This is a genomic window from Burkholderia sp. 9777_1386, from assembly GCF_015712265.1.
Lineage (GTDB): Bacteria > Pseudomonadota > Gammaproteobacteria > Burkholderiales > Burkholderiaceae > Burkholderia > Burkholderia cenocepacia.
This window is the reverse complement of sequence record NZ_JACCQB010000093.1, coordinates 1-12027: the sequence shown is the minus strand read 5'-3', so window position 1 is coordinate 12027 and position 12027 is coordinate 1. Positions and strand designations below refer to the sequence as shown.

The 12027-nt window shown below is 65.7% G+C and carries 11 protein-coding genes; 10 read left to right on the top strand and 1 reads right to left on the bottom strand.

Annotation, left to right across the window (positions count from 1 at the left end):
• Positions 1-143: 143 nt before the first annotated feature.
• The 10 genes from H0X91_RS33970 (at position 144) to H0X91_RS33925 (ending at position 11857) form a co-directional block, all read left to right on the top strand.
• Positions 144-1169, top strand: coding sequence for an aldo/keto reductase (locus tag H0X91_RS33970; protein ID WP_196433782.1), 1026 nt, complete (start codon positions 144-146; stop codon positions 1167-1169).
• 24 nt (positions 1170-1193) lie between these two features.
• The gene (locus H0X91_RS35165) at positions 1194-1712 is read left to right on the top strand and encodes a putative quinol monooxygenase (protein ID WP_227743124.1); all 519 of its coding nucleotides are present in this window, start codon (positions 1194-1196) and stop codon (positions 1710-1712) included.
• A gap of 169 nt (positions 1713-1881) precedes the next feature.
• On the top strand, positions 1882-3141 hold the full coding sequence (locus H0X91_RS33960; RefSeq protein WP_058901268.1) for an IS256 family transposase: 1260 nt from the start codon (positions 1882-1884) through the stop codon (positions 3139-3141).
• A 330-nt stretch (positions 3142-3471) separates the two neighbouring features.
• On the top strand, positions 3472-4704 hold the full coding sequence (locus tag H0X91_RS33955) for an aspartate aminotransferase family protein (protein ID WP_006488733.1): 1233 nt from the start codon (positions 3472-3474) through the stop codon (positions 4702-4704).
• Between the two features lie 30 nt (positions 4705-4734).
• Complete coding sequence (gene aruF, locus H0X91_RS33950; protein WP_006488738.1) at positions 4735-5802, top strand: arginine/ornithine succinyltransferase subunit alpha; 1068 nt, start codon at positions 4735-4737, stop codon at positions 5800-5802.
• On the top strand, positions 5799-6830 hold the full coding sequence (gene astA / locus H0X91_RS33945; protein ID WP_006488741.1) for an arginine N-succinyltransferase: 1032 nt from the start codon (positions 5799-5801) through the stop codon (positions 6828-6830). The genes aruF and astA overlap by 4 nt, the downstream gene beginning before the upstream one ends.
• 7 nt (positions 6831-6837) lie before the next feature.
• The gene (astD, locus tag H0X91_RS33940; RefSeq protein ID WP_194131212.1) at positions 6838-8301 is read left to right on the top strand and encodes a succinylglutamate-semialdehyde dehydrogenase; all 1464 of its coding nucleotides are present in this window, start codon (positions 6838-6840) and stop codon (positions 8299-8301) included.
• Between the two features lie 14 nt (positions 8302-8315).
• Positions 8316-9656 (top strand): N-succinylarginine dihydrolase, encoded by a 1341-nt coding sequence (gene astB, locus H0X91_RS33935; protein ID WP_006488742.1) that lies wholly within the window; start codon positions 8316-8318, stop codon positions 9654-9656.
• Between the two features lie 7 nt (positions 9657-9663).
• Positions 9664-10707: a succinylglutamate desuccinylase gene (gene astE / locus H0X91_RS33930; RefSeq protein WP_181645710.1), complete on the top strand. Its 1044-nt coding sequence runs from the start codon at positions 9664-9666 to the stop codon at positions 10705-10707.
• Between the two features lie 355 nt (positions 10708-11062).
• Positions 11063-11857 (top strand): ABC transporter substrate-binding protein, encoded by a 795-nt coding sequence (locus H0X91_RS33925; protein WP_006490898.1) that lies wholly within the window; start codon positions 11063-11065, stop codon positions 11855-11857.
• 76 nt (positions 11858-11933) lie between these two features.
• Here the strand turns inward: H0X91_RS33925 and H0X91_RS33920 are convergent.
• The coding region (locus H0X91_RS33920; protein WP_146211670.1) for an IS3 family transposase at positions 11934-12027 on the bottom strand (94 nt) is incomplete at its 5' end.

Genomic DNA, 12027 nt, shown 5'->3' with positions numbered 1-12027 from the left:
TGCCCGTTCAAGCTCCGCTCTTCGACTCCGCGAAATCTGTAACCCGAAAGAGACGAACCCTGAACCCTTCAAAACACGACATTTCTATTTAGCCGCCGCTACGACATCTTGAAATGGCTACGACAAGACCTTTGAAGGTGAACATGGAATATGTCAATCTGGGCCGAACGGGTCTGAAAGTATCTCGTCTTTGCCTGGGATGCATGAGCTATGGGGAGCCTGCCCGCCTGCCCCAGCCTTGGTCCCTCGATGAAGCAGCCTCCCGCCCGTTTTTTCGGCAAGCGCTCGAGGCGGGCATCAACTTCTTCGACACTGCCAATATCTATTCGGGCGGAAGCTCCGAGGAGATCACGGGCCGAGCGCTCAACGACATGGCGCGGCGCGAAGAGGTCGTCGTCGCCACCAAGGCGTTCTTTCCGTGGCGCAATTCACCCAATACCGGGTTTCTCTCGCGGAAAGCGCTCCTTCAGTCGATCGACGACAGTCTGACCCGCCTCGGCATGGATTACGTCGACCTCTACCAGATCCACCGTTTCGACCACGGCACGCCTGTGGAGGAAACGATGGAGGCGCTGCACGACATAGTGAAGTTAGGCAAAGCCCGCTACATCGGTGCATCGTCGATGGAGGCATGGCGCTTCGCGAAAATGCAGCACGTCGCGGAACGCAACGGCTGGACACGCTTCATCTCCATGCAACCGCAGTACAACCTGCTCTATCGGGAGGAGGAACGCGAAATGTTGCCTCTTTGCGCCGACCAGGGCGTCGGGGTCATTCCATGGAGCCCGATGGCGCGCGGCAGGCTGACGCGCGACTGGAGCGAAACCACGCGCCGCACGCAGAACGATGCCTTTGCGCTGCAAATGTATCGGAACGCTGAAATCCAGGACCAGAAGGTGGTTGACGTCGTCGCGCGTATCGCCGAGGCGCACCATGTGCCGCGCGCGCACGTCGCACTGGCGTGGCTGTTGACGAAGCCGGCGATCACCGCGCCGATCATCGGGGCAACGAAGCCCGAGCATCTGGCAATCGCCATCGGCGCGCTCGACTTCTCGCTGACGCAGGACGAAATCGCCGCGCTCGAAGCGCCGTATGTCCCCCATCCGGTGGATGGCATCGTGCCACCGCTTCCGGAACATCCGCCGACGATTTCAATGCCGCGGAACTGAATGTCGCGAGCGGCGGTACGTTCAATGGCGGCAGCTTGCGAACTCGCCGCCGCGGTCGAACGTACCGCCGCTGGACGAACATCGAATGCGAAAATAGATATGAAGGGGCCGTTCATCGAGTGCCGACGTCTTATCCTCTTCGCGCTCGTTGTGATGTGTGCGGTACTGCCGTTGGGGCAGCACGGTAACGTCCATGCGCAGGAGCCAAAAATGTTAGTCCGTATCTCCGAAATCGAGATATTCAATCAGCATCTCGAAGCATATCGGCGCATCTTGAACGAGGAGGCTGAGGCGTCGATGCGCGTCGAGCCGGGGGTAGTGTGCATTTTCCCGATGGCTCAAAAGGATAGCCCGACGCACATCAAGATTGTGGAAATCTATGCGAGCCACGATGCGTACGACGCACATATCCAGTCGCCGCATTTCAAGAAGTACAAGCGTTCGACGCTGGACATGGTGAAGTCCCTGCGACTGGTTGACATGGATGGGCTGGATGCTGAAGCAATGCCGCTCATCTTCAGGAAATTGAGGGGGCGGTCGTAACAAACACCGGCCAGATGGGAAGAATGGATCGCCATGAAAGCGTGCGTGTCCGTTGTCGGAACTCGACCTGCCTACCGGATGTCTGGTTGCTGTTGTTGGTCCACGAACGGTTTGAGCCTATCCGAATGTTTGTGTGTGAGGCATAAACTGATGGCCAAGGAGCCACTTTATGCCACGCAAACGCAAGGAAGAAGTGACGATAGAACCGGGCAAGGGCTTGAACCTGGACCCGGAGCTGATCAAGCAACTGGTGCCCGGGACGCTGGACCGGGCGACGATCAACGAGCAGCTTGCGGCGCTCAAGAAGGCAATCTTCGAACGCGCGCTGGGCGGCGAACTGACCCACCACCTCGGCTACGAGAAGGGCGATGCCAAGCCGGCAGGCCGCACGAACCACCGCAACGGCACCAGCCGCAAGCGCATCACGACCGACGACGACCTGCTCGACGTCGAGATTCCGCGCGACCGCGAAGGCACCTTCGATCCGGTGCTGATCGCCAAGGGCGAGCGACGCTTCACCGGCTTTGACGACAAGATCATCGCGATGTACGCACGCGGCATGAGCGTGCGGGAGATTCAGGGTTTCCTGCTGGAGATGTACGGCATCGAGGTGTCGCCGGACTTCATCAGTACGGTGACCGATTCCGTGATCGACGAAGTGCGCGAATGGCAGCAGCGGCCGCTCGAGCCGATGTACCCGGTCGTGTTCTTCGACGCCTTGCGAGTCAAGATCCGCGACGAAGGCGTCGTGCGCAACAAAGCGATCTACCTGGCGCTGGGCGTGCGCCGCGACGGCACACGCGACGTGTTGGGCCTTTGGATCGAGCAGACCGAGGGGGCCAAGTTCTGGCTGAGGGTAGTGAACGACCTTAAGCTGCGCGGCGTGCAGGATATCCTGATCGCCGTGGTCGACGGCCTGAAGGGCTTCCCGGAAGCGATCAACACGGTGTTTCCGGAAACGACGGTCCAGACCTGCATCGTGCATCTGATCCGGAACTCACTGGACTTCGCCAGCTGGAAAGACAGGAAATCGGTCGCAGCGGCGCTCAAGGAGGTCTATCGGGCACCGTCGGCCGAAGCGGCCGCCGTGGCGCTGGACGCGTTCGATACGAGCCCGTGGGGTGCGAAATACCCTCCGATCGCCGCGCTCTGGCGCCGAGCCTGGGATCAGGTGATTCCGTTCTACGCCTTCGCGCCTGACATCCGGAAAATTGTATATACGACTAACGCGATCGAGTCGCTGCACATGCAGCTTCGGAAGATCATCAAGGCGCGCGGCCACTTCCCGTCGGACGAGGCCGCGCTCAAACTGATCTGGCTGGCGCTGCGCAACGTCGTGGCCAAGTGGACCGGCTCCCGGCACGATTGGAAGAGCGCGATGACGCAGTTCGCACTGCTTTACCCGGAACGATTCAACATTGGAGTCTGAATCTCAACCCGCCTCACACACGGAATTCCGGATACCGCCCCTTTCTTTTGGTTACTTTTCTTTGGCAAGACAAAGAAAAGTGACCGCTGCCCCGCGCAGGGGCGACGCTAATAGACCGACACGATCACAGGTGCTTCACGCGACCGGAAGCCGACCACAGAAAAGCCGGAAAAAGCCCCAAAATACCGACACGGCGTAGCCGCCCCCCGGCCCTAAAGGGCAAAACCAAAACCTTCCGATAGAACCCGTCGCAATTCCGCAAGACGCTTGCGTCACCCTTACCTAAACTTGATCCTGTTGAACCCTCTTACGAAACCGAAAGGAACGACCATGACGACCTCGACCGTGACCCGCCAGACATTCGACGAAGTGATGGTGCCGGTATTTTCCCCCGCCCCGTTCGTGCCGGATCGCGCAGAGGGCTCCCGCGTGTGGGATACGGCCGGCCGCGAGTACATCGATTTCGCGTGCGGCATCGCGGTGACGTCGCTCGGCCACGGCCACCCGGAACTGCTGAAGGTGCTGGACGAACAAGGCCGCAAGCTCTGGCACATCGGCAACGGCTACACGAACGAACCGGTGCTGCGCCTCGCGAAGCGCCTCGAATCGCTGACCTTCGCCGACCGCGCATTCTTCGCGAACTCGGGCGCTGAAGCAAATGAAGCCGCACTGAAGCTCGCACGCCGCGTCGCGTTCGACCGCCACGGCGCCGACAAATATGAAATCGTGTCGTTCGTCCAGTCGTTCCACGGCCGCACGTTCTTCACGGTCAGCGTCGGCGGCCAGCCGAAATACTCGGAAGGCTTCGGCCCGGTGCCGCAAGGCATCAAGCACCTGCCGTTCAACGACATCGAAGCCGCGAAGGCCGCGATCGGCCCGAAAACCTGCGCGGTGATCGTCGAACCGGTGCAAGGCGAGGGCGGCGTGATCCCCGCCGATCCGGCGTTCCTGAAAGCGCTGCGCGAAGCGTGCGACGCCAACGACGCCCTGCTGATCTTCGACGAAGTGCAAACGGGCGTCGGCCGCACGGGCCAGTTCTACGCGTACATGGACACGGGCGTCACGCCGGACATCCTGACGACCGCCAAGGCGCTCGGCAACGGCTTCCCGATCGGCGCGATGCTGACGACGAACGAACTGGCCGCGCACTTCAAGGTCGGCGTGCACGGCACGACGTACGGCGGCAACCCGCTCGCATCGGCGATCGCGGACAAGGTCGTCGAACTGATCGGCGACCCGGCACTGCTCGAAGGCGTGCGCGAACGCAGCGTGCGCCTGAAGGGCGCGCTGGAACGCATCAACGCACGCTTCGGCATCTTCAAGGACGTGCGCGGCAAGGGCCTGCTGGTCGGCGCGGAACTCACCGCCGCCTTCGACGGCCGCGCGAAGGACTTCGTCACCGCCGCCGCGGAGAACGGGCTGATCATGCTGATCGCCGGCCCGAACGTGCTGCGCTTCGTCCCGTCGCTGGTGATTCCGTTCGACCTGCTCGACGAAGGCGTGAAGCGCTTCGAGAAGGCAGTCGAGCAGGTGCTCGCGGCCCAGGAAGCCACCGCGCGCTGATCGGCGCGCCCATCGCAGACAGGAACGACGATGCTATTTGTTCGCCCCGGCAAACTCACGGATCTCGATGCGCTCGCGCACATGGCGCGCACCGCGCAGCCGGTCCTGCACTCGCTGCCGCACGACCGCGCGGCGCTCGAAGCGCGCGTGGCGCTCTCCGAGGATTCGTTTCGCGCGGACGTCGACTTCGCCGGCGAGGAGTTCTACCTCTTCGTGCTCGAGGATTCGTCGACCGGCAAACTGCTCGGCACGGCGAGCATCGTGGCCGCGGCCGGCTACTCGGAACCGTTCTACGCGTTCCGCAACGACGCGCTGATCCACGCGTCGCGCGAGCTGCACGTGAACCGCAAGATCCACGCGCTCACGATGTCGCACGAGCTGACCGGCAAGAGCCGGCTCGCGGGCTTCTACGTCGATCCGTCGCTGCGCGGCGATGCGGCCGCGCACCTGATCTCGCGCGCCCGGATGATGTACATCGCCGCGAACCGCCGCCGCTTCACGCCGGAAGTGTTCACGCTGCTGCTCGGCGTGAGCGACGGCAACGGCGCATCGCCGTTCTGGGAAGCGGTGGGCCGCAAGTTCTTCGGCCGTAATTTCACCGACGTCGACATCGCCTCGGGCGGCCGCAGCCGCACGTTCATCGCGGAAGTGATGCCGGCCTATCCGCTCTACGTGCCGCTGCTGCCCGAAGCCGCGCAGCGCGTGCTCGGCGAGCCGAACGAAACGGCCCTGCTCGCGTACGACATCCATCTCGAGGAAGGCTTCGAGCCCGACCGCTTCGTCGACATCTTCGACGCGGGCCCGGTGCTGACCGCCCAGGTCGACCGCACCGCGTGCGTGAAGCAGGCGTCGGAGCGCGTCGTGCGCGAGGCCGCGCATCAGCGGGGCGACGTCGCGTACATGGTGTCGACAGGCAGCGGCGAGTCGTTCCGCTGCGTGCTGGCCGACCTGCCGGGCGACACGGCCGACGCGCGCGGCACCGACGCGCCGCTGGCCGGTGACGTGCGCGCGGCGCTCGATGTGAAGGAAGGCGATGTCGTGCGCTGCGTGCCGCTGCACCGCCGCGACGATGAGGATTTGAAGGGAGACGCAGCATGATCGTCGTTCGGGTCGTACAAACGGGCGACGTCGACGCGCTCGTGTCGCTCGCGCAGGAAACCGGGCCGGGCCTGACCACGTTCAAGCCCGACCGCGACGCGCTCGCCGCGCGCATCGAACGCTCGCGCCGCACGCTCGAGGGCAAGGCCGCACCGGGCGAGGCCGGCTACTTCTTCGTGATGGAAGAATCGAAGACGGGCGACATCGCCGGCGTGTGCGGGATCGAAACGCAGGTCGGCCTCGAGCAGCCGTTCTACAACTACCGCGTGAGCACGGTCGTGCATGCGAGCCAGGAACTCGGCGTGTGGACGCGGATGTCGGCGCTGAACATCTCGCACGACCTGACGGGCTACGCGGAAGTGTGCTCGCTGTTCCTGAGCCCGCGCTATCGCACGGGCGGCGTCGGCGGCTTGCTGTCGCGCTCGCGCTTCATGTTCATCGCGCAATTCCGCGACCGCTTTCCGGAGCGCATCTGCGCGGAACTGCGCGGCCACTTCGACGAGGACGGCACGTCGCCGTTCTGGCGTGCGGTCGGTTCGCACTTCTACCAGATCGATTTCAACGCGGCCGATTACCTCAGCTCGCACGGCCGCAAGTCGTTCCTCGCGGAACTGATGCCGCGTTACCCGGTGTACGTCGACCTGCTGCCGCAGGACGCGCAGGACGCGGTCGGCCTCACCCACCGCGACACGCTGCCGGCCCGCAAGATGCTCGAAGCGGAAGGGCTGCGTTACCAGAATCACGTCGACATCTTCGACGCGGGCCCCGTGCTCGAATGCCACGTCAACGACCTGCGCACGGTGCGCGAGAGCGTCGTCGTACCGGTCGCGATCGGTGTGCCCGACGCGCGGGACGATGCTCCCAAGTCGCTCGTGTCGAACACGTCGCTCGGCGACTTCCGCGTCGGCGTCGCGCCGGGCGTGGTCGCGAACGGCTCGTTCGTGCTGTCGGCCGACGATGCCGTCGCGCTCGACGTGAAGGCCGGCGATCCGGTCCGCGTGCTGCCGCTCAAAGTCAAACAGGGATAAACGAATCATGACGGAACTCTTCATCGACGGCGCCTGGGTCGCAGGCTCGGGCCCCGTCTTCGCTTCGCGCAACCCGGGCACCGACGCTGTGGCCTGGCAGGGCGACAGCGCATCGGCGGCCGACGTCGACCGTGCGGTCGCGAGCGCGCGCCGCGCGTTCGCCGGCTGGTCGGCGCTCGACTTCGAGGCACGCTGCGAAATCGTCAAGCGCTTCGCCGCGTTGCTCACCGAACGCAAGGAAGCGATCGCGACCGCGATCGGCCGCGAGACGGGCAAGCCGCTGTGGGAAGCGCGCACCGAAGTCGCATCGATGGCCGCGAAGGTCGGCATCTCGATCCAGGCGTATCAGGAGCGCACCGGCGAGAAGCGCCAGGACATGGCCGACGGCGTCGCGGTGCTGCGTCACCGCCCGCACGGCGTCGTCGCGGTGTTCGGCCCGTACAACTTCCCCGGCCACTTGCCGAACGGTCATATCGTGCCGGCGCTGATCGCCGGCAACACGGTCGTGTTCAAGCCGTCCGAACTTGCGCCGGGCGTCGCGCGCGCGACGGTCGAGGTGTGGCAGGCAGCCGGGTTGCCGCCCGGCGTGCTGAACCTCGTGCAGGGCGAGAAGGACACCGGCATCGCGCTCGCGAATCATCGGCAGATCGACGGGCTGTTCTTCACCGGCAGTTCGGACACCGGCACGCTGCTGCACAAGCAGTTCGGCGGCCGTCCGGAAATCGTGCTCGCGCTCGAGATGGGCGGCAACAACCCGCTCGTGATCGGCGAGGTCGAGGACGTCGACGCGGCCGTGCATCACACGATCCAGTCGGCGTTCCTGTCGGCTGGCCAGCGCTGCACGTGCGCACGCCGCATCTTCGTGCCGCAGGGCGCGTTCGGCGACCGCTTCCTCGCGCGTTTCGCCGACGTCACGTCGAAGATCACGGCCGACGTGTTCGACGCCGATCCGCAGCCGTTCATGGGCGCGGTGATCTCGGCCCGCGCGGCCGCGAAGCTGGTCGACGCGCAGTCGCGCCTCGTCGAGCGGGGCGCGAAGCCGATCATCGCGATGACGCAGCGCGATCCGCGCCTGGGCTTCGTGAACGCGGCGATCGTCGACGTGACGGGGGTCGCGAACCTGCCCGACGAAGAACATTTCGGCCCGCTCGCGCAGGTCGTCCGCTACACGACGCTCGACGACGCGATCGAGCGCGCGAACGACACGGCGTTCGGCCTGTCCGCCGGCCTGCTGGCCGACGACCCGAAGGTGTGGGAGCACTTCCGCCGCACGATCCGCGCCGGGATCGTCAACTGGAACCGCCCCACTAACGGCGCATCGTCCGCCGCGCCGTTCGGCGGCACGGGCCGCTCCGGCAACCATCGCCCGAGCGCGTACTACGCGGCCGACTATTGCGCGTATCCGATGGCGTCGGTGGAAAGCACGCAACTGACTTTGCCCGCGAGCCTGTCGCCGGGCCTGCATTTCTGATCGAGGGAACGACGATGAACGCACAAGAAGCCAATTTCGACGGGCTCGTCGGCCCGACCCACAACTACGCCGGGCTGTCGTTCGGCAACGTGGCGTCGCTGAACAACGAGAAGTCGGCCGCGAACCCGAAGGCCGCCGCGAAGCAGGGCCTGCGCAAGATGAAGCAGCTCGCGGATCTCGGTTTCGCGCAAGGCGTGCTGCCGCCGCAGGAGCGGCCGTCGCTGCGCCTGTTGCGCGAGCTCGGCTTCTCGGGCAAGGACGCGGACGTGATCGCGAAGGCCGCGAAGCAGGCGCCCGAACTGCTCGCCGCGGCGAGCTCGGCGTCGGCGATGTGGACCGCGAACGCGGCCACCGTCAGCCCGTCGGCGGACACCAGCGACGGTCGCGTGCACTTCACGCCGGCGAACCTGTGCAGCAAGCTGCATCGCGCGATCGAGCACGAAGCGACGCGCCGCACGCTGTCGACGCTGTTTGCGGACCCCGCGCACTTCGCGGTGCATGAAGCACTGACCGGCACGCCGGCGCTCGGCGACGAAGGCGCGGCGAACCACACGCGCTTCTGCGCCGAATACGGCAAGCCGGGCATCGAATTCTTCGTGTACGGCCGTGCCGAATACCGTCGCGGCCCCGAGCCGAAGCGTTTCCCGGCCCGCCAGACCTTCGAGGCGAGCCGCGCGGTCGCGCATCGCCACGGGCTCGCGGAGGAAGCGACGGTGTACGCACAGCAGGACCCGGACGTGATCGACGCGGGCGTGTTCCACAACGACGTGATCTCGGTAGGCAACCGCGACACGCTGTTCACGCACGAACGCGCGTTCGTCAACAAGCAGGCGATCTACGACACGCTGACCGCCGCGCTCGACGCACGCGGTGCGCGCCTGAACGTGATCGAAGTGCCGGACGCGGCGGTGAGCGTGAACGACGCGGTGACGTCGTACCTGTTCAACAGCCAGCTGCTGTCGCGCGCGGACGGCTCGCAGGTACTCGTCGTGCCGCAGGAGTGCCGCGAGAACGCGAACGTCGCCGCCTATCTCGACCAGCTTGCTGCCGGCAACGGCCCGATTCACGACGTGCTCGTGTTCGACCTGCGCGAAAGCATGAAGAACGGCGGCGGCCCGGCGTGCCTGCGCCTGCGCGTCGTGCTGAACGAAGCGGAGCGCGCGGCCGTCACGTCGAACGTGTGGATCAACGACACGCTGTTCGCGTCGCTCGACGCGTGGATCGACAAGCACTATCGCGATCGCCTCGCACCGGAAGACCTCGCCGATCCGGCGCTGCTCGACGAATCGCGCACGGCGCTCGACGAGCTCACGCAGATCCTGCGCGTCGGTTCGCTGTATGACTTCCAGCGCTGAGGCACGGATGCCGGCCGCCGCGCTGCTCGACGACTTTCTCGCGTTCACGCTGGCCGGTGACGCGCCGGCCGAACAGGACGGCGCCTGCGCGCGCGGCGCGGTGCGCTGGCAATGGCTCGGCGACGGGCTGCTCGCGTTCGAACCGGCGGCGGCCGACGCCGCGGCGCGCGCGAGCGTGCTCGTGTCGGCCGGCGTGCATGGCGACGAGACGGCGCCGATCGAGCTGCTGTCGATGCTGGTGCGCGATCTCGCCGCGGGTGCGCTGCCGCTCGCGTGCCGGCTGCTCGTCGTGCTCGGCAACGTGCCGGCGATGCGCGCGGGCGAACGCTATCTCGACGACGACCTGAACCGCCTGTTCAGCGGCCGTCACGCGCAGGTGCCCGCGAGCCGCGAAGCGCCGCGCGCCGCGCAGCTCGAAGCGGCCGCGGCCGCGTTCTTCGCGGCGGCGCCGGCGGGCAGCGCACGCTGGCACATCGACATGCATACGGCGATTCGCGCATCGGTGTTCGAGCAGTTCGCGCTGCTGCCGCACACGGGCACGCCGCCGACGCGCGCGATGATCGAATGGCTCGGCGATGCACGCATCGCGGCCGTGCTGCTGCACACGGCGAAGGGCAATACGTATTCGCATTTCACGGCCGAGCATTGCGGCGCGCTCGCGTGCACGCTGGAACTCGGCAAGGTGCGGCCGTTCGGCCAGAACGATCTGGTGCGCTTCGCGCCGGCCGACCGCGCGGTGCGCAAGCTCGTGTCGGGTGGGCGGGCGGAAGTCGACGCCGGGGGCGGCCTTCCGTCGCTGCCGCGCGTCTTCACGGTGATCGACCAGATCACGAAGCAGAGCGACGCGCTTGAGCTGTTCGTCGCGGCCGACGTCGCGAACTTCACCGCGTTCGCGCGCGGAACGGTGCTCGCGCAGGACGGCGACTACCGCTACACGGTGACGCACGACGAGGAACGGATCGTCTTTCCGAACCCGACCGTGAAGCCGGGCCTGCGCGCGGGCCTGCTCGTGATCGATACGACACGCGAGACGATCGCCGCACTCGTCTGATCGACGCGCGATCGGCAGGCCGTGGCGACGCTCGGCTTGCGCATCGCTCCGCGGCCCGTTCATTTTTTTGCGATAACGCCCGCACGCCGCGCAGACGGCGCACGCGCCACGCTTGCGTATTTACGACACCGTCTTGCAAGTTCGACGGGGCGCGCGGCGGCCGCCGGGCACGCAGCGCAGCATCGCGTCGCGCCGCCCGCTTTGCCATATCGGGCCGCGCGGATTGGTACAATCGCGGCCTTGCGGCTGTTGCGCCGCATCACGGCGCGGCAGCCGCATTGTCGTGGTCATCCGACCCTGCAATGATGCAAGCGCCCGTAGTTCCGGAACATTCGAGTATCGAGGAGAACACCAGATGAAGTTGGATTGGCGTAAAGTGGCCGCGCATGCGGTGGTGGCGGCATCGGCCGTGGCGGCAGGCAGCGCGTTTGCCGCGGATCTGAAGGAGATCCGGTTCGGCGTCGAGGCCTCGTACGCACCGTTCGAATACAAGACGCCCGACGGCAAGCTGACCGGCTTCGACATCGACATCGGCAACGCGGTGTGCGCGAAGCTGAAGACCAAGTGCGTGTGGGTCGAGAACGACTTCGACGGCCTGATCCCGGCGCTGCAGGCGCGCAAGTTCGACGCGATCAACTCGGACATGACGATCACCGACCAGCGCAAGCACGCGATCGCGTTCACCGATCCGATCTACACGATTCCGAACCAGCTGATCGCGAAGCAGGGCAGCGGCCTGCTGCCGACCCCGCAATCGCTGAAGGGCAAGCGCGTCGGCGTGCTGCAGGGCACGATCCAGGAAGCGTACGCGAAGAAGAAGTGGGCGCCGGCCGGCGTTGAAGTCGTGCCATACCAGACGCAGGATCTGGCGTATGCCGACCTGAAGTCGGGCCGTCTCGACGCGACCTTCCAGGATTCGGAAGCCGGCTCGAAGGGCTTCCTGACGAAGCCGCAAGGCCAGGGCTTCGCGTTCGCGGGCGGCACGGTCAGCGACACCGAGATCCTCGGCTCGGGCGTCGGCTTCGGCCTGCGCAAGAACGACGCGGCGCTGAAGACGGCGCTCGATCAGGCGCTGAAGGAACTGAAGGCCGACGGCACGATCGACAACCTCGCGAAGAAGTATTTCAGCGTGCCCGTCACGCTCAAGTAAGCGTTGCGTTCGCGCGCATGCTACAAAAAAACCGGCCGCTGATTGAACTGACCCCACGAAGTTGGACGGTTAAAATCTAAGCGGCCAAGGGCTGAGTCCTGTATTGCACGGGACTCAGCCCATTTAATTTCAGCTTGATGCGTTCGTGGTTGTAGTAGTGAATGTAGCGG

Bases quoted from the DNA above. Each gene is read 5' to 3' on its own strand.
- H0X91_RS35165 (WP_227743124.1), top strand. From the start codon at position 1,194: ATGGCGGCAGCTTGCGAACTCGCCGCCGCGGTCGAACGTACCGCCGCT.
- aruF (WP_006488738.1), top strand. From the start codon at position 4,735: ATGCTATTTGTTCGCCCCGGCAAACTCACGGATCTCGATGCGCTCGCG.
- H0X91_RS33960 (WP_058901268.1), top strand. From the start codon at position 1,882: ATGCCACGCAAACGCAAGGAAGAAGTGACGATAGAACCGGGCAAGGGC.
- astA (WP_006488741.1), top strand. From the start codon at position 5,799: ATGATCGTCGTTCGGGTCGTACAAACGGGCGACGTCGACGCGCTCGTG.
- H0X91_RS33955 (WP_006488733.1), top strand. From the start codon at position 3,472: ATGACGACCTCGACCGTGACCCGCCAGACATTCGACGAAGTGATGGTG.
- astB (WP_006488742.1), top strand. From the start codon at position 8,316: ATGAACGCACAAGAAGCCAATTTCGACGGGCTCGTCGGCCCGACCCAC.
- astD (WP_194131212.1), top strand. From the start codon at position 6,838: ATGACGGAACTCTTCATCGACGGCGCCTGGGTCGCAGGCTCGGGCCCC.
- H0X91_RS33925 (WP_006490898.1), top strand. From the start codon at position 11,063: ATGAAGTTGGATTGGCGTAAAGTGGCCGCGCATGCGGTGGTGGCGGCA.
- astE (WP_181645710.1), top strand. From the start codon at position 9,664: ATGCCGGCCGCCGCGCTGCTCGACGACTTTCTCGCGTTCACGCTGGCC.
- H0X91_RS33970 (WP_196433782.1), top strand. From the start codon at position 144: ATGGAATATGTCAATCTGGGCCGAACGGGTCTGAAAGTATCTCGTCTT.